Raw genomic sequence first — 20197 nt, 5'->3', positions numbered from 1 at the left:
GGCGTCAGTCGGGGGCGCGGCGGGCGGAGGGGACCGTGGCCAGCAGCAGCATCCCGGTCACCCCGAAGACCACCCCGGCGCCGCCGACCAGCGACAGCGGTGCCACCAGCAGCGGTACGGCGTTCTGGCCCAGGCGGTTGCCCACAAGGCGCAGTGAGGCGGCGAGGCCGCGCTGCCCGGGCGGGGTGATCAGCGTGACCCAGGACATGGTGAGGGGCTGCACCATCCCGGCCGTGAATCCGTAACAGGTCGCGAGGCCCGCGACCACCCACGGGCTGACCGGGAGCCACAGCAGGATCAGGCCCCCCGCGGCCAGCGCGCAGCCGGACATCAGGACCCGTACCCGGCCGAACCGGGTGGTCAGCCTGCCCAGCAGAATCCGGGAGACCATGCTGCCCACGGCGCGGACGACCAGGAACAGGGTGATCCAGCCGGGGACCAGCCCGCGTTCCTGTGCCAGCAGCGGGAGATAGGCGACCAGGATGTCGACCGAGCTGAGGATCATGCTGCTCGCGAACAGCGCCGACCCCATGCCCGGCACCCGCAGCAGGTTCCGCACCCGCCCTCCTCCCTGGTGCCCACCGGCAGCGGCACCGGGGGAGGGCGCGGCGGCGGGAGGGCGTGGTGCCGAGGGAACGGCGAGCGACAGCAGCACGGTGAGCACCGCGACGCCCAGCACGGCCACCGCGATGAGCCGGGTCGGCGGCACGGCGGTACCGTCGCGCGGCAGCAGCAACAGCAGCGGACCGAGCAACTGGCCCACGGAGGTGGCGAAGGTCAGCACACCGAAGCTGTGGTCCAGCCGGGTGGGGGACGCCTGGTTCATGACCCAGGCCTGTTCGCCCAGCGCCGCCAGCAGCACCCCGATGCCCAGCAGCCCGGTGGCCGCCAGCACCGCCGCCAGCGACGCGGGAGCGGCCAGCGCCACCAGGGCGGACAGGACCAGGGCGATGCCGCCGCCCACCAGAGCGGGCCGCTCCCCGTACCGGTCGCAATACCGCCCGGCCGGCAGTGCCAGCAGGAACGGCGGTGCCGCGAACATCGCGGTGGCGACGCCCAGCCACACCGCCTGGTGCCCCTGTTCGAGGAGCGCGTAGGACATCGCCGGGCGCAGACCGTAGCTGATCGCGTGCGCGCAGACCGCGTGCAGCAGCAGACAGGACCAGACGAACCGCGCCCCGCTCGCCCGCGTCATCGCACGGGTCGGGGAAAGACGACCCCGTCGGACAGCTTGCGCGCCGTGCGGACGACGGAGGTGCGCCCCGCCCGGCGGCCAGCCGGCTCGATCTCCACGTCCGCGGGGCCGGTCGGACGCTCCACCCGGTGCCGCACGCCTTCGGCCGGCGCCGCCAGGAGAGCCGCGCCCCCGCGTTCGAGGGCGAACGGCCCCACCCCGGCGAGGAAGAACGCCCCCTTGGACGTTCCGCCCCGCATCATCGGGCGGGGTATGCCCGCCCGGTCCCGCCCGCTCATGTCCGGTTCTCCCCTTGTACGGTCGCGTCCCATTCCCGCAGGGCGTCGATGACACTGCTCAGATGGGCGCGCATCGCCTCCGCCGCCGCCCGCGGGTCGCGGCGGGTGACGGCGTCGATGATCGCCAGATGCTCGGGCAGCGAGACGGCGGGTCGTCCCGGCTTCAGCACCAGCCGGTACTGGTGACGCACGCTCTGCCCGTTGAGGCGTTCCAGCAGTCCCCGCACCACGTCCTGGCGGCTGATCCGGTTGACCCGGGTGTGCAACTCCCGGTTGCCCAGGGAGTAGCGGCCCAGGTCGCCCTCCCGGACGGCCTCGCTCATGTCCGCGCCGATCCGGCGCAGTTCGGCGATCTCCTCGTCGGTGATGAGCAGGGCCGCCTTCTCGGCACACAGCGATTCCAGCGCGCTGCGCGCCTCGGTGATCTGGACGGCGGCCTCCAGCGTGATGGTGCGGACCCGGGCGCCCCTGTTCTGGATGCGCTCCACGAGCCCTTCGCTCACCAGCTCACCGAGGGCCTCCCGGACGGCGGCACGAGAGACCTGGAACTGTTCGACCAGGTCGGCTTCCACCAGACGCTGGTTGGGCACCAGTTCACCGGCGAGAATGAGCTCCCGGATCCCTCGTGTGACGTCCATCGGCCAACCTCTTCCCTCTGCGTACGTCTCGCGGGGGACACGCCCTGGGGTCGTAGGCGTGTCCCCCGGGCGGGCGGCGGCACATCCGTCCGGACAGGGTTGTGACGGCGGCTGAGCCTACAAGATTGTTGACAATCTCGTCACCAGTAACGCAGACCTCTTTGACGACACCCTGGGCAGCACATTCCGTCCCGGACACCGGCCACGGTCCCGGCCGGCGGGAACTTTCCCGGCCACCCGGCCGACCTGCAATGTGCTGGATCGCCACCGACCGACCTTCGGGGAGGACGCCTCATGGAGCACCAGGGACCGGAGACCTACGGCGAGCTGAACGCCGACGTCTATGACGAGTGGCACGCCGCACTCGACCCCACCGACGCGGTGGACCGGCTGGCCGAGCTGATCGAGGAGGGGCCGCCGGGGCCGGTGCTGGAACTGGCGGTGGGCACCGGCCGGGTGACGATTCCACTGGCCGCGCGGGGGGTGGACCTGCGGGGCATCGACGCCTCCCTGGCCATGGTGGAGCGGATGCGGGCCAAGCCCGGCGGCGAGCGGATCCCGGTCACCATCGGCGACATGGCGGACGTCGACCCGGAGGGCGACGACCGGTTCGCCATGGTGTTCGTCGTGTTCTCCACCCTCTTCTTCCTGCTGACGCAGGAGGAGCAGGTGCGCTGCTTCACCAACGCCGCCCGGCGTCTGCTCCCCGGCGGCCGCTTCGTTCTCGAATGCCCCATGCCGGACGTCGCCCGCTACCGGCACGACCAGAACCTGGAGGTGCACCAGGTGGGCCTGGACCGGGTACGGCTCGTCGCCGTCCGCCACGACCCGGTCCAACAGCGCTTCGACGGCCACCATGTGCTCATCACCAACAACGGGATCCGGCTGGCCCCGGCCTCCATGCGCTACGCCTGGCCCAGCGAACTCGACCTGATGGCACGCCTGGCCGGGCTCGAACGCCGCCACCGGTGGGGCGGCTGGCGACGGGAACCGTTCACGGCCGAGGGCACCTACGTCACCGTGTACGAGAAGCCGGCGGGGCCCGTGTCGTGAACGGCCCCCGCTCGGCGCGGAGTCACCGCGTCGCGGGACCCGCTCACCGCCGACTAGGTCGGCGCGGTCTGCGGAGCACGGCCAGGAGCAGCGGCGGAAGCAGCACGCACTGGGCGGCGACGGCCAGCCAGAACCCGGGCAGCAGCCCGGCCCGTTCGAGCACGCCGTACAGCCGGCCGCCGAGCACACCGCTCAGCAGCGCACCCACGCCCACCGCCAGCCGCTGCTGGCCGAAGGCGACCGTCGCCGACCGCCGTGAACGGGCCAGCGCCTCCAGGTCGTTCTTGAGGAAGAGGACCGCGGTACCGGCGCTCATCGCCAGGGCGCCGGCGGCCATCCCCACCGGACCTCCGGTGGCGAACGCCGTCATGCCCGCCGCCATGCAGCCGAAGCCGATGACCATCGCGGTGGGGTGCCCGATGTCCGCGATCCGGCCGGCGAGCAGGGGTTGCAGCACCACCAGGCCGAGCGCGTACCCCATCATGATCAGGCCGTAGCCCGCGGTGGCCAGCCGGCCCTCCGCGTACACCGACAGGTACTGGTAGAACTGCATGTACAGGTAGTGCGTGAGCACGGTCGCCGCGAAGGGGACCGCCGCCAGCCCGCGCAGCACCCGGCGGAACGGCTCGACGCCCGGCCCCTCCCCGGCCGGCCCCGCGGGCTCGGGCCGCAGGAACAGATGCCCGATGGCCAGCACGGCGTAGAGCACCGTGTTCGCGGTGAACAGCCGGCCCGGCTCGTGCAGGAACAGCGCCCCCGCCACCGGGCCCACGGCGATGCCGAGATGGCCGGCCGCGTTGCCGGCGGACACCAGCCGCGGCCGTCGCACCGGCGGCGCCGCGTGGACGAGGTAGCCGCGGAACGCCGGGGAGTAGAGCGCGCCCGCGCCGCAACTGAGGAAGAGGGCGAGCACCGTCAGCGCCGGGCTGCCGGCCCCGTACAGATATGTCACCGCGCCCAGGAGATACAGGGTGGTGGCGAGCAGCAGGGACCGCTTCAGCCCGGCGCGTTCGGCGAAGGCGGCCGTGAACGGCGCGCTCGCGAACTGCACCAGTGTGGCCGCCCCGAGCACCATCCCGACCTGCGCCATTCCGGCGTCGAGCCGGTCGCGCAGCAGCACCGCCAGGTACGGGTAGACGGCGAAGGTGCCGAGATTGACGAGGAAACCGCCCGCCAGCAGGGCGAGCTGTGCTCCCGTGAAGACCCCGCGCCCCCGCCCCCGTCCGGTACGGCGCGAGCGCCGCGCGGTGCCGTCACCGGCCTCCGCGCACCCGCCCATGGCTGACCTCCGACACATCCTCGTGAGACGGCTGAGCCCCTGCCCGGGACCTGCCCGCGCGTGGCCGGCCCCGCACTACGGGTCGGCCACGCCACCCGAAAAGTTCCCGGAACCGGGCGGGGCGCGGGACGGCGGGTGGCCACGGCGGACGGGCGCCGCCGCACGAGGGGGCGCCGGGCCACGACCCGGCGCCCCCTCGGAAACGGCCCGCCCTCAGCGGTCGTCCGGCGCATCCGTTCTCCGGCGGGCCTGCCGTTCGGCCTCGATGAGCACGGCGAGCAGGCCGGCCCTGGCCCGTGCCACCCGGGAACGCACCGTGCCGATCGGGCAGCCCAGGATGCGGGCGGCCTCCTCGTAGGGCACGCCGAAGAGCTGGGTCAGCACGAAGGCGTGGCGGCGCTCGTAGGGGAGGGCCGCCAGCAGCTGGGTCAGCGCGATGCCGTCCTCGAAGCCCGGCAGGCCGCGCGGCTGGGTGCGCTCGATCACGGTCTGCCAGTCCTCCCAGTCGGAGAGCCGGGGGCGGGCCGAGGCGCTCCGCAGGCTGTCCGCCACGGTGTGGCGGGCGATGGACAGCATCCAGGTACGGGCGGAGGAGCGGCCCTCGAACCGGTGCAGGCTGCGCAGCGCCCGCAGAAACGTTTCCTGGACGAGGTCGTCGGCCAGCCGCGGGTCACCCGAGAGATGGGCCACGAAGCGTCGCATGTCCCGGTAGAGAGCGCGGACGAAGGCGTCCACCGCGACCGGGTCGCCCGAGCGGGCGGCCAGGGCGAGCCGGGTGACGGCGTCGTCGACGGCGGCGGGCCGGTGCCGGGCGGGCGGCCGGGGGCGTCGGAAGGTCACAGCCGTGGCAGGTGTCATCGGTACACCAAGTCCTTCGTGTCACCGGACGCGGACGCACGAAGGACGTACGAAGGACGCGCGGGGGGACCGCGCCCGTGGGAGGTCCGGCCCGTGGGGTGGCGGGCCGCGTGCCGCTGCCGGAGTGGGAGTTCGGCGGCGGGAACCGGCTGTCACAGGACAGCGGAACCGGCCGGCGGCCCCCGTGTGGTGACGATGCGCAGGGCGGCGCGGGGCCGCCACCGGCGGGCCCGGGGGATTCCGGCCGGACAGCGCCGCCGCGCGGCGAACGGCGCCCGGCGCAGCAGGCGCAGCGGGGCCAGCAGCCACGCGCCCGCGGCTCGGGTGATGCGGAAGACGGCCCGTTCCCCGTGCGCCAGCCACAGGCCGGACGCCAGTGCGGCGGCGAGGTGCGCGAGGGCCATACCGGGCCCGGCGGACGCGGGGTCCGGGTGCCCGGCGTGCGCCGTTGCGTGCGCGCCGCTAGCCGCCGTGGTCAGCGAGAACGCCTGGTGCAGCGCCAGTTGTGCGACCACCGTCGCCGACAGCACCACCGGGACACCGCGTTCGCGTCCGGTGAGGAACCACGTCGCGCCGCCGGTCGCGGGCAGCGCGAGGGCCGGCGCCCACCACGGCAACGGCTGCCCCGAGGCGAGGAGGTGGCCGGCCGCCGCGAGCAGCACGCACAGGGCCGCGAACATCGCGGCCCTCAACACCCTGCTCGGTCGGCTCCCGGCTCTGCCCATGGCGGCTCATCCTCGCATCGGCGCGAGGATTGAGGGAGGCCCGCGAACGGACGAATTTCCGCGCGGATGACGCCATTCACGAAGGACCCCAGGCAGACGCGGCACACCGCGGTGATGTCGGCCGGAACTGACGGGACTTCAGGCCCCGCAAAAGGAAAAGGACAACGGTTTCCCGCTGATGAGTCGGCTGCGGAGCCCATCTGGTTCCCCGTGCCGGCCAATTGATGGAGCTGATTTCTGAGCGTTTTGCCGATCGAAGCCCTGGGCACCATGCAGATGCTTATCGGGTCGCATTCTCATGGAATCCGGGGGTGGGCGCCCCCTTCCCGCACGGGGCCGAGCGGCCATCCATCCCATCCCGTACCGCTCTCCGGAGAGGTAGCGAAACGACATGCAATGGTACGAGGACGAGGCGTTCTGGTCGGATTTCGCCAGCACCATGTTCTCGGAGCGAAGACGGGACGAGATGGCCCGCCTGGTGGCCACCTCACCCCTGCTCCGGTTCGGGGAAGAGGGGCGCGTGCTCGACCTGTGCTGCGGTCCCGGGATATTCCTCGTCCCGCTCGCCGCCCGGGGATATTCGGTGACCGGCGTGGATTTGAGCGCGCTCATGCTGGAACGGGCACGGGAGGCCGCCGCCGGCGCCGGTGTACGGGCCCGGCTGATCCAGGGCGACATGCTGACCCACCGCGAGCCCCGCACCTACGACGCGGTGCTCAACCTCTTCACCTCCTTCGGCTATTTCGAGCGGCACGAGGACAACACCCGGGTACTGCGCAACGCCTTCGACTCGCTGGTGCCCGGCGGACGGCTGCTGATCGACGTCATGGGCAAGGAAGTGCTCGCCGGGTGGATCGGCCGGCCCCAACTCGTCGAACTCGACGACGGATACGTGATCCAGCGCGACACGATCCTCGACAACTGGCGGCGGCTGCGCACCGACTGGACCCTGGTCCGGGGAGACACAGCCCGCGAGGCGTCGATCAGTTGCTGGCTCTACAGCGCAGCCGAACTGTCCGCGATGTTCGAGGCGGCCGGCTTCACGGATGTCCAGTGCTTCGGCGGCTTCGACGCCACCCCGTACGACCAGCGCGCCCGACGGCTCATCGTGCGTGGCGTCCGGCCCGCGGGCCGGTGACCGTCATGCGCCCGCACCCGCACCCGCACCCGCAGCCGGACGCGGTCCCCGTCCCCGCTCCCGTTCACGAGCACGTCACCGACGCCGTCAAGGCCCCCGACCTGATCCGGCTCGCCCCGCACACCGTGCTGGCCCGCTTCGAGACCCTCAAGGTGTACGCGGCGCTGGGCGCCGTCCGCACCCTGCTGGAGCGCGGCACGATCACCCCCGGGCAGACCCTGGTCGACAGTTCCAGCGGCATCTACGCGCTGGCCCTGGCCATGGCCTGCCACCGCTACGGGCTGCGCTGCCACATCGTCGCCTCCACGACCGTCGACGCCACCCTGCGCACCCAGTTGGAGATCCTGGGCGCCACCGTCGACCAGATGCCGCCCTCCCAGGACCTGCGCCTCGACCAGGAGCGCCGGGTGCACCGGGTACGCGAACTCCTCCTCAGCAACCCGGACATGCACTGGATGCGCCAGTACCACGACGCCATCCACTACGCCGGCTACCGCGAGTTCGCGGACCTGGTCACCGCCGCGCTGCCCGGCCCCGAACTGACCGTCGTGGGCGCGGTGGGCACCGGGGCCTCCACCGCCGGACTCGTCCTGCCGCTGCGCCGCCGCGGCGTCTCCGTACGGCTGGTCGGCCTCCAGCCGTTCGGCAGCGTCACCTTCGGCAGCGACCGATTCCAGGACCCGGAGGCGATCATCGCCGGGATCGGCAGCGCCATCCCGTTCGGCAACGTACGGCACGAACTGTACGACACGCTGCACTGGATCGACTTCCGGCACGCCACCGCGGGCGCCGTCGCCCTGCTGCGCGACCACGCGGTCTTCGCCGGCCTGTCCACCGGCGCCGCCTACCTCACCGCCGCCTGGGAGGCGGGGCGCCATCCCGAGCAGACCTACCTGGTCATCGGCCCCGACACCGGCCACCGCTACACCGAGCGGGCCTTCGCCCGCCACCGGGAGATCCCGGAGGCCCGCACCCTGAAACCCCACCAGATCACCGATCTGGCCGACCTCGTACCGCCCTGGTCGGTCATGGAGTGGCGGCGCCGACGCCACGACGAGGAGACCCCGTCATGACCATCGCCGCACTCGAACTGCTCACCTTCGGCCTCGGCGGACTGGTCCGGGCCGCGGGGAACGCCGGACACCGGCTGTGTCTGCTCACCCGGGACCGCACCGTCTACCGCCACGAACTCGCCCGGCTGCCGACGGACGCGCTGGACATCGTGGACATCGACACGCTCGACACCGCCGCCTGCACCACCGCCCTGCGCGGCGTGCCCGACCTCGGCGGCCTGATCAACGCGACCGACACCTTCGGCGTCCCCGCCGCCGACATCGCCGCCGCGCTCGGGCTGCCCGGCCCCGACCCGGCCGCCGTCCGCCTCGTCCGTGACAAGCACCGGGTCCGCACGCTCCTGAGCGAGCGGGGACTGAGCCGGGTGCGGGCCGTACGGGTCGCCCCCGACCCGTCCGCCGCGCCGGAGGTCCTGCGGGACATCGGACTGCCGGCCGTTCTCAAGGACACCGCCGGCACGTCCTCGCGGGGGGTGTGGCCGGTACGCGACGCACCGGCGCTCCACGCCGCCCTCACCGCGGCGTCCCGCACCCCGCTCAAGGGAGACCTGCTGGCCGAGACGTTCCTGGCGGGGCCGGTCTACAGCGCCGAAACGCTCAGCTGGGAGGGGCACACCCGGCTGCTGGGGGTGTGCAGCCGCCAGATGTCGCCCGAACCCGCCGTCCGTGAGGAGGCCGCCGCCTTTCCCGTCGCGCTCCCCGCCGGCGGCCACGCGCGGATCGAGACCTGGGTGGGCGCACTGCTGGCCGCCGTGGGCCACGACCGCGGCTTCGCGCACGTGGAGTTCGTCCTCACCGGCGAGGGGCCCGAGCTCGTCGAGATCAACCGCCGCATCGGCGGCGCGCTGGTCGGCGAGGCCCTGAGCCGCCGGCTGGGCAGCAACGTCCAGCAGGCGGAGATCGACACCGCCCTCGGCCGTCGCCCGCCGCTGCTGGACGAAGCCCCCGGATCCGGCCCCGCCTCCGGGTTCGTCCTGCTCTACGCCCCGCGCGCCGGTACGCTCGCCGGCTGGTCCGGACTCGACGGCCTGGACACCTTCCCCGGCGCCCCGCGCTGGTATCCGACCATGGCGCCGGGGGATCGCGTGGAGCACCTGACCGACCAGCGCGCCTGCACCGGGATCCTGCTGACCGAGGGCGTCACCGCCGAACTGGCTCTCCACCGGGCCCTCAGCGCGGCCGGAAGCGTGCACCCGGTCGTCGAACCGTAGCGCCGGTGCCGGTGCCGGTGCCGGTGCCGTGGCGGTGGTGTCGGCCGCGCCCCGTCGGCCGCGATCAGTCCTCGACGACCCGGACCACGTACTTCCCCCGCACGCCGCCCGCCTCCAGCGCCCGGTGGGCCGCCGCCGTCTCCTCCAGCGGGAAGACCGTGTCCACGGCCGGGCTGAGCTTCCCCTCGCTCACCAGGCGGGCCACGGTGTCGAAATCCTCGCGCCGAGGGTTGCCGCTGAAGGCACGCACCCGGCGCCGCCCGTGGACGGTGCTGGCGGCGATGTAGCCGAGCGAGGCGAGCAGGCGCTTGGGATCGGGGGTGATCGTCACCATGCGCCCCCCGGGCTTCAGCAGGCGCCGGAAGGCCCGCAGCCCGGTGCCCGCGGTGTCGAGGACCACGTCGTAGGAGCCCAGGTCGGCCGGCGCGACGCTCCGGTGGTCCACGGCGTGCCGGGCGCCGAGCGCGCGGACGAAGTCCAGGTTGGCGGCGCGGGCCAGGCCCGTGACCTCGGCCCCGTACGCCGTTCCGAGCTGGACGGCGGTGCTGCCGACGCCGCCCGCCGCGCCGCGCACCAGCAGCCGTTCGCCGGGACGCAGCGCGGCCTTGTCGCGCAGCGCGGTGACGGCGGTGGTGGCGATCGGCAGAGCGGCGGCGGCGATCAGGTCCACTCCCTCCGGCACCCGGCCGACCCGGTCGGCCGGCACGGCCACGTACTCGGCGGCGCTGCCGAACCCGGAGGCCCGGCCCACGATGCCCCACACCCGGTCGCCGACCGCGACACCCGCCGCGCCGGTGCCGAGCGCGGCGACCTCACCGGTGAAGTCCAGCCCGACGCGCTGCGGGAACCTCCTGCCGGTGAGAAGCCGGTACGTTCCCGAACGTGTCGCCGGATCCGCACCGTTGACGCTGAACGCGTGCACCCGCACGAGCACCTCCCCGGGTGCCGCCTCGGGGTGTGGCACCCGGCCCACGTACAGCACCTCGGGTCCGCCGAAGCGGTCGAACAGCACTGCTTTCATCGTGTGGTCGTTCATCGTCGCTCTCACCTTCGCCAGTCCGCGGCCGTCCGGGGATCGAGCACCGACGGTAGACTCACAAACGGACGACATCGTCCGTTTGCCCCGGAGGTGAGAGACAGCGATGGCGGATTCCTCTCGGATGACGGGCCCGGGCGCGCTGCGGGCCGACGCGCGGCGCAATCGCGAGCGTGTCCTCGCCGCGGCCCGCGCGGTCTTCGCGGAGCACGGGATCGACGCGCCGATGGCGACCGTCGCCCGGCGGGCCGGGGTCGGGGTGGCGACGCTGTACCGCCGCTTCCCGACCCGTGACGCCCTGGTGCGCGCCGCGTTCGCGCGGCAGATGGAGACCTGCGCCGGGGCGCTCACCGAGGCGATGGCCGACCCCGACCCGTGGCGGGGCTTCCAGCGGCTGGTGGAGACGGTCTGCGCGCTGCAGCGGGAGGAGAAGGGGTTCCCGGCCGCGTTCCTCGCGGCGTTCCCGGACAGTGCCGGGGCACACCTGCGGGCCCGCGAACAGGCCGAGCGGGACGTCGTCGCACTGATCCGCAGGGCCCAGGCGGCGGGCGCGCTCCGGGCCGACTTCCACCCGTCCGATCTCGTCATGGCCCTGATGTCCCACTGCGCTCTGGTGGCGGCCCTGCCGCACGACCCTTCGGCATCCCGGCGCCTGATGGCGTATCTGCTCCAGTCCTTCCGCGCCGAGCCCGCCCACGCCCCGCTGCCCCGGCCGGCTTCGCTGTCCCTGCGCGACCTCCCGATCACCGCCGCCCACCCCGGGGAACGGCGGACCGCGCCGTCGTGATCCGGCGGCCGGGCACCGCGCACCGCCCCCGGACGACAGGGACCCGGGTGCGACCCGTCCAGGGAGAGCACGTCCTGGCTGCTCGCCCGCCGCCGCCGGAAGGTGGTGCACAGCACGGCACCAGCGGTGGACCACACGGAGGAGCGGGCACATGGAACGGAACAGTCGGCGCGGATTCGTCTCCCTCGCGGCGGTCGCAGGTGGCCTGTTGCTCACCGGCCCACCGGCCGCGGCCAACCCGCACCCCCACCAAACGCCGGACGGCAGCCGCACCTCGGGCCGTGAACGCCTGAACAAGACGCTGGTGCTCAGGGCGTTCGCGCGACAGAACAACGGCGGCAGCTTCTACGAGATCCTGGACGAGCGCGTCGTGTGGACGGTGGTGAACGGACGGACCTACCGCGGCAAACGGGAGTTCCTGGACGAGGGGTCGGCGCCCATCCTGACGCGACTGGCGACGTACCTGCACATGACGCCGCAGAACCTGTGGGTCGACGACGACACGGTCATCGCCCGCTTCGAAGGAAACGCGACGGCCCTCGACGGGCTGCCGTACCGCAATGAGTACTGCTGGGTGCTGACCCTGCGCGGGAACGCGGTGGTGCGGGCGTACGCGTACCTGGACATGGTCGCCGTCGCGGAACTCATGGACCGGGTCCCGGAACCGGGCCCGACCCCGCGCGGTCGGGACTGAGCACGAGGCCGGACTGATCACCCGCATCGAGGAGTCCGCGAACGTCGTTCCCGCTGGCCAGAAGGACTGAGACGGGGTGCGGGTGCGCGCGGCTCCGCCGGGAACCGCCCGCACCCGCACCGGTGTTCTTTCCGCCCCGGGCTCAGGGGGTCCGTGCCCCCACGTCCACGATCCGCTCGAAGAAGAACTCGTGCTTGAGGAAGGAGACGTCGTACTCGTGCCCCGGGTACGGCGGGATCAACTGCGCCGCCTGGATCAGCCGCCAGCCGTCCAGCAGGGCCGCCAGGCCCGTCCCGTACGGTGGCTCGTCGCTGTCGCCGGTGGTCGGCGAGGTGCGGCCGGTGCCGTCGTACAGCGACCAGCCGATGACCTCCGAGTCCAGGGCCGAGGTGGCCAGATAGAGCACCAGGACCTTCTGCCGCGGCCCCGTGGCCGAGGTGGCCGTAGCGGCCGCCCGGGTCGTTTCCTGTGTCATGCCGACTCCCTCCGGGGGCGGTTGGAGACCCTGGTCACCCAGTGGTCGAGATCGAACCCGTTGTCGCCCGTCAACGCGCGCCACAGCAGGATGCGGTTGTACCGCTCCAGACGGCCGGTCGCATGTTCGTACCAGGGGAAGACGGCGTCCAGTTCGGCTGTCACCCGCGGATCGTCCAGGTCCGAGGTGTCCCACAGCCGCCGCTGCCGTACGGTCGGGTTGAAGCGGATCTTGAACATGTAGCGCGCCGTGTCACTGTCGTTGCGCCGGCCGCCGTGCCACAGGCCGTGGTGCAGAAACACCACCGTGCCGGCCGGGCAGACGAGCCGGTCCTGCCCGCGCAGGTTCTGGTAGCGGCCGGTGTCGGACTCGTTGATCCGGCGCAGATGGCTGCCCGGCACACTGAGCGTGCCGCCCATCTCCAGCGTCACCGCCTGCGGGAAGTACATCAGCTGCACGTCGAAGGCGTCGGGACGGACATCGATGATGGCGTCCCCGTGCAGGGGCTGGGCCTGCCCGCCGTGCGGCTCGCGGATGTGGACGAAGTGGTGGTCCACCGTGGGCTCCGGCCCCACCAGGCTGTGCAGGGCCCCGGCGACCAGGGGCAGTTCCAGCAGCTTGCGGGCGAAGGAGTCGGCGGCGTAGGCGGTGGACAGCGGTGTGCCGTAGGGCACGGGGGGTACGTCGGCGGCCAGTGCCGCCAGACCTTCGGTGTTCATCTCCGGTGGAACCACGGCGTCGAGCCGCAGTGATCCGCGCGCGACGAAGCGCGCCATCTGGACCGAGCTGAGCAGTCCCTCTCTGTTCCCCATGACGGCCACGCTAGGCGCGCGGGGCCCGCCCCGCGTGGGCCGCGTTCACCCTCCGCTGGTCCATTCTCACCCCGGTTCGCGCACGGTCGCGTCCTGGCCGGTTCGGGGTCCGCGTGCTGGAATCGGTTCCATGCGTACGGCCTTCGCCCATCTCACCGAACCTCCGGCTCTCGCAGCCGTCGGCATCGGGGTGCACGGCCCGGCCGGCCGGGTGGACGAGTTCCTGCTGCCGGATCTGTGGCAGCTCCATCTGTACGGCTACGCGGCGGACTTGACCGTCAACGGCACGGCGCACCTGATCCGGCCAGGACGGGTGAGTCTGGTCCCGCCGGGGACCCAGGTCCGTTACCGCTACCGGGGCCGCTCCGAGCATCTGTACGCGCACCTGCGGCTGGGAACGGCCGGCACACCCCGGGAGGTGCCGGTGATCCAGGACGCGGGGGCCGAACTCGATTCCCTCACCGCACAGTTGCGTCAGGCCCTGGCCGCCTGGCCGGACACTCCGCAGCGGGCGGCGGCGGAAGTGTGGTCCGCGCTGTGGCGCGTGGCCGAACTGGTGCCGCCCCGCGACGGGGCCCCGCGCTCCGCCCACCCCGCGGTGAGCGCGGCGGTGCGGCTGATCGAGGCACGGCTGGCGGGTCCGCTGACGGTGCCCGAGATCGCACGGGCGGTGGGTGTCTCGCACAACCATCTGACCCGCTTGTTCCGTGCCGCCACCGGGACCACGGTCGTCGGCTACATCCGCGCCCGCCGCATGGCACGCGCCCGGCACTTCCTGCTGGCCACCACGATGTCGGTCTCCGCCGTCGCGGCCTCCGTCGGTATCCCGGATCTCCAGGCGTTCAACAAGGCCTGCCGCCGCGAGCTCGGCGCCGGCCCGCGCGACATCCGGGCCGGACGGTCCGGCCCCCGCACGTCCGCCGCCCGGAGCACCGCCCGCGCCGGTCTCGGCGCACCCGGGCAGGCGGACCCTTCCGCTCCGGCCGCGCCCAGTGGCCCTGAGTACCGCCGAACTCCTTGACGAACGTGGTCACGAACGCCGAGGGACTGGCGTATCCCTCCCGCTGACGGCTCAGGCGCCGCGCGCCCGCAGAATGCCCTCGACGCCCCGCAGGAAGGTCTCGCTCAGCAGCTTCGTGTCGAAGAGGCAGCCGGCGGCCATGGCGCCGTCCCGGAGCATGACGAGATGCCGGCCGTCCTCCTCGGCGGGTGCGTCACCGACCTGTGCGAGCAGCCCGGTGACGGTGTCCAGGAACCACTGGCGATGCGCCAGGACCGCCTGATGGATGGGGTGGGCGGGGTCGGGATACTCGGCCACCGCGTTGAGGAAGGCACAGCCGCGGAACGCCGGCCCCTGGATGCCGTCGGTGATGGACCGGCACACCGCGCGGACCGCGTCGGCCGGTGACGGCTCGCCCGCCCGGGCGGCATCCACCCCTGCCCGGATGCCCCGGTCGGCCAGGTCGAGGTAGGCGAGGACGAGTTCTTCCTTGCCGGCGAAGTGCCGGTAGAGCGTGGCACGCGTGACCTGGGCTTCCGCGATGATCCGGTCGACGCCGACGGCGTGGATCCCCTCGGCGTAGAAGATCCTGGTCGCCGTGGAGAGCAGTCGGGCCCGCGCCGCCGACGTGCTGCCGCCTCCTGTGCCCTCACTCATGCGGCCACTTTATCCCATCGATGAGGGAGAACGTTCGGTCTTGACAGAAGGCACCGGTGCCCTCTTGGATAATGCGAGACCGAACGTTCTCCCTCATCCGGATGGTGGTGCCCGCGTGGCTCTCCGCCGCACCCCTCTCTTCGCAGACGGGGACCCGTCCACCGGGCCCCCGGGGGCGCACCCCCTCGTCCCGCTCTCCACCCGGCAACCGCACGTTTCGCACGTCGTCACGGTCGGCCGACCCGGCCCGACCGCCCATTTCTCCGCAGACAGGGACAGGAGCCCCCGATGACCCAGGCGACCGACACCCACCCGCTCCCGCTGGACCGCCCGTCCACGGACGTCCCCGCCACCACCGCCACCACCGGCGTTTCCACGGCCCTGCGCAAGCTGTACTTCCTGCGGTTCGCGTTCGCCGCTGTGTGGGCCGCGCTGCTGTTCGCGACCGCCGACACACTCGGTACCCTCACCGCCACCCTGCTGGTGATCTACCCCCTGTTCGACGTGGCGTGCGCCGTCGTGGACATCAGGTCGGCCCGGGCGAACGGCCGGCCCTCGCGCGCCCTGTACGTGAACGTCGCGCTCAGTGCCGTCACCACGGCCGGTCTCGCCGTCGCCGTCACCTCCGGCATCCCCGCCGTCCTGCGGGTCTGGGGGGCCTGGGCGATCACCGCGGGCCTCGTCCAGCTCATCGTGGGCGCCGCCCGCCGCGCGATGGGCGGGCAGTGGGCCATGATCGCCAGCGGGGGAATCTCCACCCTCGCGGGCACCTCGTTCATCCTCCAGGCGGGCCAGGACAGCGCTTCCCTGACCAGCCTGGCCGGCTACGCCTTCCTCGGCGGCGTCTTCTTCCTCGTCTCCGCCCTCCGCCTGGGGCGCGCCCGTACCAAGGCGTGACCACCGCCCTCCGGCGCCGCAGATGGCACGGCCCGCATCCTCACGAGGACTGCGGGCCGTGCCGCGTGGCCCGCTTCCCGGCCGTGCCGCCCCTCAGCTGAGGGCGGGGCGCGTCAGGTCGAGGGGGAGCAGATTCCGCCAGTCGTTGACACACACGGCGGTCATGCCGTCGAAGCGCACCCCGATGAACGGGTTCGAACTCCACATCACGGCCACCCACCGCAACGACCGATCGGCGTCGAGACGCGCGAGGTAACCGACGTTGCCCATCCCGCTGCCGCCGCCGGACAGCCACCCCGATCCGTCCGGCAGTGGGCTCTCGAAACAGGGATCCGCCTCGGCCGTCCCCTCCTCCTCGATGATCCGGGCGACGTCGACCGGCCCGCCCAGCCGGAAGGGGATCGGCCGGCCGGCATCCGGGTGGTACGCCCCGGGGCCCTCCACCCGGACGGCCAGGCCGGTGTCGTCGGGCCGGTACAGCGCGTCCCCGTACGGCATCTCACCGGCGGCCCACAGCCCCAGGACCAGTCCCATACCGTGCACCTCCGGGTGAGGGGACGGCGGCCTTCCGTCGCCACAGGTGATCAGAGGGTACGAGAGCCGGCCCCGACGCGGGCCGGCTAACAGGCTGTTTCCCGTCCCATCGCACGGAGTACATCGGCAAGCCAGACGAGGTGGTGGGCCACCGCTCGCTCCGGGTCGGAGCACAGGCCGTCAAGCTGGTGCCACGAGTCGGCGAGCGACCCGATCGTCAGGGTGCTCGGCTCGTGGAAAACGTCGTGGAGTTCGTCGCCCGGAACGGACCAGAAGAAGTCGTGCTCCAGCGTCACGGTCCGGCCGGCCGACACCTCGACGTGATCGAGCGCCAGTTCGAAGGCGCGGCGGAGCTGATCGAGCGGGATCTGAAGAGGTTCGCTGTCCATGGGCTGATGTTCCCCGCCATGAGCCGTGCCGGACAGTCAGTTGTCCGCGGACGACGCGTGAAACGGGGCGCCCCGAACGCGCGGAGCCCGAGGAGCTGGGTGAAGAACAGTGCCGAACAGGCGGAGGGAAGGCCCCGTCCCCGACCGCGTTGGTGAACTGCGGCACCGCCAGGAGCTGTACGGGCCGCACGGGCGGACGCGCCCGCACCCCTGGTCCGTTCACGAGGCGCGGGGGGACTCGGTCCGACCGCGCTTGAACTCGAAGAACCCGGGATGCGCGGCGACGTTCACCAGACCGTCCCACAGCACTCCGGCCTCCTCCCTGGCGGGCACCCGGCTGAGCACCGGAGCGAAGAAGGCGTGCCGGCCGACCACGACGCCCTGGTGGTGACCGCGCTGCCCGCCCGCGCCCGCCTGGTGTACGTCACGCCCTTCCACCAGTTCCCGCTGGGCATGCCGATGTCACCCGCCCGGCGTGCCGCGCTGCTCGCCTGGGCAGCCGGCCCCGACGCCGCTGTCGACCCGGCCGCCGTCGGCCGCCGGGCGCGTGCCGCCGGGGTCACGGTGGAGGATCTTGCCTCCTGCTGCGCCGAGGAGCCGCCGCGCCGCGGCCTGGCCCTGGGCTACGGAGCCGTTACCACCGACGGCATGCGGCGGCTCGCCTCCTGTTTCCGGCCCCCGGAGGTGCCGGACGGCCGACCATGAGAACGGGGGGACCGGCACCCCGTCCCCCCGGCCGCCCCGCCCCCCTGCGCCGCGGAGGTTTCGGACGCCGCTCACGGGCTACCCGGGGCGGCGCAACGGCGGCCCGTGGGGCCGCTGCCCGGAGCGGCGAGAGGAGCGACGCGGTGCCAGCCGGTTCGAACGCGAAAGAGGAACGTCAGTACGAGCACATCAAAAAGGGCCAGCGGAAGCGCGGCGCCTCCGAAGGGCGTGCGGAGGAGATCGCCGCCCGGACCGTCAACAAACAGCGCGCCCGGGCCGGTGAGACGAAGACGGCGAGCAAGACCTCGACACGTGACCCCAAGTCCGCCTACCGGCGCGGGGGGCAGCGGTCGCACGAGGGGGCGCAGGGGCCGACGAGGGATCAGCTGTACGCCGAGGCCCGCAAGAAGAACATCGACGGCCGATCGACCATGAACAAGGCGGAACTGCGCAAGGCCCTGGGCCGCTGACCCTCCACCCGTGCGGGCGGAGGCCGGACACCGAGCCGACGCGAAGGAGCATCCCATGGCTGACAAGTCACGCGGTGACGACGTGTATCAGCCGCCGGAGGACGACGGCCGGTTGCCGCCGAACGAGCAGCCCGACATGGAGAACACCCTCGATGAGCGGGACCTCGACGACCAGATGGCCGAGGGATACTCCCCTCCCGAACGGCCCTTGGCCGTCAACGCGTTCGGGACCACGGACGAGGAGGAGCACGAGGGGGAGTCCCTGGACCGGCGGCTCGCCCGCGAGAGGCCCGATGTCGCGCCGGGCGACGACAACGGCATCGGTGACGTTCCGCAGGGCGAGGGGGAGCCCCGGGAGGAGATCCGCGGTGAGGAGCGCGCCGGTCGTCTCGTGGCGGTGAACGACACCACGGGGCGGCAGACCGATGTGTTCGGCGAGGACGTCGGGATCGACGGCGGCGCGGCCTCGGCGGAGGAGGCATCCGTGCACATCACGCACGAATCCGTCGGCGGCTCCGAGGAAGAGGCGCGCGACGAGGCCGAGCCGGACATCTGACCGGCCCTCGAGGACGCGTGCGACGGCCCCGCGGCGCACCGGAGTCGGGCAGCATGGTGGGGTGCTGATACGCAGAGGAACACCTCCCACGCCCCCGGGGCCCGGTGCGGGCGAGGATCCCGTACTGGAGTACGCCCTGAACGAGCTGGACTGGTACGCGCGGGTACGGGACCGGGCCCGCGTCCGGCACCGCGGCACCGAGCTGAGCGCCCTGGTCACCGGCGCCGCCACCGTGGTCGCGGCGGGTGTGCAGGCGCCGGCGGCGGTCACCGCCACCCTGGCCGGGCTGACGCTGTTCGTCGGCGGCTTCCGCCAGCTCTTCAACGACCTGGAGCGCTACGTCCTGGCCGCCGAGGCATGGAACAGGCTGCGGCCGGCCACCCAGCGCTACCGGCTGCTCCCGGAGGCGGAACGGGACGAGGCCGCCCGCCGGCTGCTGCTGGAACAGATCGAGACGGTGGCGGACGCCGAATTCCAGGGCTGGGCCCGCGTCCACCGAGCGGCGCCGCCCGCGCTCCGGGCCCCGGACCACGCCCCGTGACGTGGGGTGTTGCGGGTCTTCGCGGCGCGGAGCGCCGTCCCGGTCTGCTGTTAAGCTCCTGACCATGCCCGCCCCGCCTTCCTCACCATCGGGTCGTGCCCTGCCCTCGTCCCAGCGAGGGCTGCTGACCGAGCGCATCGCACGGCAGCTTGAGCACGAGATCCGGTCCGGGGAGATCGCCGCCGGGGTGAAACTGCCGTCGGAGCGCGAACTCGCCGAGCAGTTCGCCGCCAGCCGCAACGTGGTGCGCGAGGCGCTGCGGCGTCTTGAGGCGCAGCATCTGATCGAGGTGGCGCCGGGCCGCGGCTCGTTCGTCAGTGAGCAGAACGCCGGGCAGGCCAGCAGCTACGACGCCCTGTACCGGGCGGGCCGCCCCACCGCGCGCCACCTCATCGAGGCGCGCATCCCGCTGGAGGTCGAGATCGTGGGCCTGGCCGTGGAGCGGGCCACCGCAGCCGACCTGGACGCGATGCGCAGGGCCAACGAGAAGCTGCTGCGGGCGACCGACGTCGTGCACAAGGCGCGGGCCGACCTCGACTTCCACGACGCGATCGCGGCTGCCAGCGGCAACCCCGTGCTGCGCATCATGCTGTCGTCGATCGGCGGGATGATGTTCGAGATGATGCTGCGCTCGAACTCCGATCCGTCGATCGGGGAGCCCGGTGTGCCGCACCACCCGGAGATCTTCGAGGCGATCGAGGCCCGGGACGTGGAGCTGGCCCGGTCGCGGATGCGCGAGCACCTCACGCTGGGGCTGCGCACCTACGGCGCGGACCTCGATGTCAGCCTGGACGTCATGGCACGCCAGCACATCGAGACCCTCATGCGGCAGTCCCGGGACACTCCCTAGCGCGGAGCCGGACGCCGGACCCGGAGCCGCCCGCGCGTGCCGGCCGGCCGTTCCCGGTTGCCCGGCGACGCACAGCGGAGGGCCGGTCGGCGCAGCGTGATCCGGCGCTCCAGGGCTGGTCAGAGGGCCCTCGGCCTGTTACGGTCCAACTGGTCCTACCAGTTGGACCACATAGCGGGACGAGACATAGTACGCAAAGAGAGTCGAGGACGAGGATGTCCACGAGCAGCCAGCCGGTCAGCCGGCGCTCCTTCGGGAAGCTCGCCGCCGTCGCCGCCGCGGCGGTCGCGGGTGGGGCGGGCGCTCAGCTCCTGTTCGGCCCGGGGCGGCTCCGCGTCGCCCAACG

General features: G+C 72.9%; 26 protein-coding genes. 13 read left to right on the top strand and 13 right to left on the bottom strand.

From position 1 onward, the window contains the following. Positions 1–4 precede the first annotated feature (4 nt). Genes H7827_RS01580 through H7827_RS01570 form a run of 3 tightly spaced genes read right to left on the bottom strand, consistent with a single transcriptional unit; the run spans position 5 to position 2111 of the window. The gene (locus H7827_RS01580; RefSeq protein WP_432742019.1) at positions 5–1195 is read right to left on the bottom strand and encodes an MFS transporter; all 1191 of its coding nucleotides are present in this window, start codon (positions 1193–1195) and stop codon (positions 5–7) included. After that, positions 1192–1473 carry a hypothetical protein gene (locus H7827_RS01575; RefSeq protein WP_432742017.1) on the bottom strand — a complete coding sequence of 94 codons (282 nt, stop codon included), beginning with the start codon at positions 1471–1473 and terminating at the stop codon, positions 1192–1194. Before H7827_RS01575 ends, H7827_RS01580 begins: the two co-directional genes overlap by 4 nt. Next, positions 1470–2111 carry a GntR family transcriptional regulator gene (locus H7827_RS01570; RefSeq protein WP_432742015.1) on the bottom strand — a complete coding sequence of 214 codons (642 nt, stop codon included), beginning with the start codon at positions 2109–2111 and terminating at the stop codon, positions 1470–1472. The genes H7827_RS01575 and H7827_RS01570 overlap by 4 nt, the downstream gene beginning before the upstream one ends. Positions 2112–2405: 294 nt before the next feature. Here H7827_RS01570 and H7827_RS01565 point away from each other — a divergent pair, with 294 nt between their 5' ends. Beyond that, the gene (locus H7827_RS01565) at positions 2406–3164 is read left to right on the top strand and encodes a class I SAM-dependent DNA methyltransferase (RefSeq protein WP_432742013.1); all 759 of its coding nucleotides are present in this window, start codon (positions 2406–2408) and stop codon (positions 3162–3164) included. 43 nt (positions 3165–3207) lie between these two features. Here the strand turns inward: H7827_RS01565 and H7827_RS01560 are convergent, their stop codons facing one another. The 3 genes from H7827_RS01560 to H7827_RS01550 all read right to left on the bottom strand — a co-directional run bounded on the left by H7827_RS01560 (position 3208) and on the right by H7827_RS01550 (position 5981). Beyond that, positions 3208–4443 (bottom strand): MFS transporter, encoded by a 1236-nt coding sequence (locus H7827_RS01560; protein ID WP_432742011.1) that lies wholly within the window; start codon positions 4441–4443, stop codon positions 3208–3210. Positions 4444–4656: 213 nt separating this feature from the next. Further along, positions 4657–5301: a sigma-70 family RNA polymerase sigma factor gene (locus H7827_RS01555; RefSeq protein WP_386539129.1), complete on the bottom strand. Its 645-nt coding sequence runs from the start codon at positions 5299–5301 to the stop codon at positions 4657–4659. Positions 5302–5453: 152 nt separating this feature from the next. Continuing rightward, the gene (locus tag H7827_RS01550) at positions 5454–5981 is read right to left on the bottom strand and encodes a hypothetical protein (protein WP_386539131.1); all 528 of its coding nucleotides are present in this window, start codon (positions 5979–5981) and stop codon (positions 5454–5456) included. Between the two features lie 436 nt (positions 5982–6417). Between H7827_RS01550 and H7827_RS01545 the strand changes: the two genes are divergently transcribed. Genes H7827_RS01545 through H7827_RS01535 form a run of 3 tightly spaced genes read left to right on the top strand, consistent with a single transcriptional unit; the run spans position 6418 to position 9448 of the window. After that, a complete protein-coding gene (locus H7827_RS01545; RefSeq protein ID WP_432742009.1) occupies positions 6418–7164 on the top strand; it encodes a class I SAM-dependent methyltransferase in 747 nt (248 codons plus the stop codon). A gap of 5 nt (positions 7165–7169) precedes the next feature. After that, a complete protein-coding gene (locus H7827_RS01540; RefSeq protein ID WP_432742007.1) occupies positions 7170–8237 on the top strand; it encodes a pyridoxal-phosphate dependent enzyme in 1068 nt (355 codons plus the stop codon). Continuing rightward, positions 8234–9448: an ATP-grasp domain-containing protein gene (locus tag H7827_RS01535; protein WP_432742005.1), complete on the top strand. Its 1215-nt coding sequence runs from the start codon at positions 8234–8236 to the stop codon at positions 9446–9448. Before H7827_RS01540 ends, H7827_RS01535 begins: the two co-directional genes overlap by 4 nt. 64 nt (positions 9449–9512) lie before the next feature. On the opposite strand, the gene H7827_RS01530 is transcribed toward H7827_RS01535, so the two are convergent. Further along, entirely contained in the window at positions 9513–10484 is a 972-nt protein-coding gene (locus H7827_RS01530; protein ID WP_432742003.1) for an NAD(P)-dependent alcohol dehydrogenase, read from the bottom strand. 106 nt (positions 10485–10590) lie between these two features. Between H7827_RS01530 and H7827_RS01525 the strand changes: the two genes are divergently transcribed. Together H7827_RS01525 and H7827_RS01520 are read left to right on the top strand one after the other, a co-directional pair. Then, entirely contained in the window at positions 10591–11271 is a 681-nt protein-coding gene (locus H7827_RS01525; protein WP_432742001.1) for a TetR/AcrR family transcriptional regulator, read from the top strand. 151 nt (positions 11272–11422) lie between these two features. Beyond that, on the top strand, positions 11423–11965 hold the full coding sequence (locus H7827_RS01520) for a nuclear transport factor 2 family protein (protein WP_432741999.1): 543 nt from the start codon (positions 11423–11425) through the stop codon (positions 11963–11965). Between the two features lie 142 nt (positions 11966–12107). On the opposite strand, the gene H7827_RS01515 is transcribed toward H7827_RS01520, so the two are convergent. Both H7827_RS01515 and H7827_RS01510 read right to left on the bottom strand, forming a co-directional pair. Further along, positions 12108–12440 carry a hypothetical protein gene (locus H7827_RS01515; RefSeq protein ID WP_386539144.1) on the bottom strand — a complete coding sequence of 111 codons (333 nt, stop codon included), beginning with the start codon at positions 12438–12440 and terminating at the stop codon, positions 12108–12110. Beyond that, positions 12437–13252: a phytanoyl-CoA dioxygenase family protein gene (locus tag H7827_RS01510; protein WP_432741997.1), complete on the bottom strand. Its 816-nt coding sequence runs from the start codon at positions 13250–13252 to the stop codon at positions 12437–12439. The genes H7827_RS01515 and H7827_RS01510 overlap by 4 nt, the downstream gene beginning before the upstream one ends. Before the next feature lie 130 nt (positions 13253–13382). On the opposite strand from H7827_RS01510, the gene H7827_RS01505 reads away from it, so the two are divergent. After that, a complete protein-coding gene (locus H7827_RS01505; RefSeq protein WP_432741995.1) occupies positions 13383–14273 on the top strand; it encodes a helix-turn-helix domain-containing protein in 891 nt (296 codons plus the stop codon). Positions 14274–14324: 51 nt separating this feature from the next. Here H7827_RS01505 and H7827_RS01500 read toward each other — a convergent pair whose 3' ends face one another. After that, a complete protein-coding gene (locus H7827_RS01500) occupies positions 14325–14909 on the bottom strand; it encodes a TetR/AcrR family transcriptional regulator (RefSeq protein WP_432741993.1) in 585 nt (194 codons plus the stop codon). Between the two features lie 288 nt (positions 14910–15197). On the opposite strand from H7827_RS01500, the gene H7827_RS01495 reads away from it, so the two are divergent. Further along, complete coding sequence (locus H7827_RS01495; protein ID WP_432741991.1) at positions 15198–15806, top strand: hypothetical protein; 609 nt, start codon at positions 15198–15200, stop codon at positions 15804–15806. Between the two features lie 93 nt (positions 15807–15899). On the opposite strand, the gene H7827_RS01490 is transcribed toward H7827_RS01495, so the two are convergent. The 3 genes from H7827_RS01490 to H7827_RS01480 all read right to left on the bottom strand — a co-directional run bounded on the left by H7827_RS01490 (position 15900) and on the right by H7827_RS01480 (position 17104). Beyond that, positions 15900–16340 (bottom strand): hypothetical protein, encoded by a 441-nt coding sequence (locus H7827_RS01490; RefSeq protein WP_386539152.1) that lies wholly within the window; start codon positions 16338–16340, stop codon positions 15900–15902. Positions 16341–16426: 86 nt separating this feature from the next. Further along, positions 16427–16729, bottom strand: coding sequence for a hypothetical protein (locus H7827_RS01485; RefSeq protein ID WP_432741989.1), 303 nt, complete (start codon positions 16727–16729; stop codon positions 16427–16429). A 219-nt stretch (positions 16730–16948) separates the two neighbouring features. Then, a complete protein-coding gene (locus tag H7827_RS01480) occupies positions 16949–17104 on the bottom strand; it encodes a hypothetical protein (RefSeq protein WP_432741987.1) in 156 nt (51 codons plus the stop codon). Between H7827_RS01480 and H7827_RS01475 the strand changes: the two genes are divergently transcribed. From H7827_RS01475 to H7827_RS01455, 5 genes are all read left to right on the top strand, one after another. Next, on the top strand, positions 17090–17434 hold the full coding sequence (locus tag H7827_RS01475) for a hypothetical protein (protein ID WP_432741985.1): 345 nt from the start codon (positions 17090–17092) through the stop codon (positions 17432–17434). The genes H7827_RS01480 and H7827_RS01475 overlap by 15 nt on opposite strands. Before the next feature lie 143 nt (positions 17435–17577). Beyond that, positions 17578–17904 carry a plasmid stabilization protein gene (locus tag H7827_RS01470; RefSeq protein ID WP_386539158.1) on the top strand — a complete coding sequence of 109 codons (327 nt, stop codon included), beginning with the start codon at positions 17578–17580 and terminating at the stop codon, positions 17902–17904. A gap of 55 nt (positions 17905–17959) precedes the next feature. Next, positions 17960–18460 (top strand): DUF5709 domain-containing protein, encoded by a 501-nt coding sequence (locus H7827_RS01465; protein WP_386539160.1) that lies wholly within the window; start codon positions 17960–17962, stop codon positions 18458–18460. Positions 18461–18521: 61 nt separating this feature from the next. After that, the gene (locus H7827_RS01460) at positions 18522–19001 is read left to right on the top strand and encodes a DUF4231 domain-containing protein (RefSeq protein WP_432741983.1); all 480 of its coding nucleotides are present in this window, start codon (positions 18522–18524) and stop codon (positions 18999–19001) included. A 64-nt stretch (positions 19002–19065) separates the two neighbouring features. Beyond that, a complete protein-coding gene (locus tag H7827_RS01455) occupies positions 19066–19851 on the top strand; it encodes a FadR/GntR family transcriptional regulator (RefSeq protein ID WP_432741981.1) in 786 nt (261 codons plus the stop codon). The last annotated feature ends 346 nt before the right edge of the window (positions 19852–20197 follow it).

The organism is Streptomyces sp. JH002 (assembly GCF_050916115.1).
GTDB classification, from domain to species: Bacteria; Actinomycetota; Actinomycetes; order Streptomycetales; family Streptomycetaceae; genus Streptomyces; species Streptomyces xiamenensis.
Note: the sequence above shows the minus strand (reverse complement) of the source record. Positions and strands in the feature narration are given on the sequence as shown.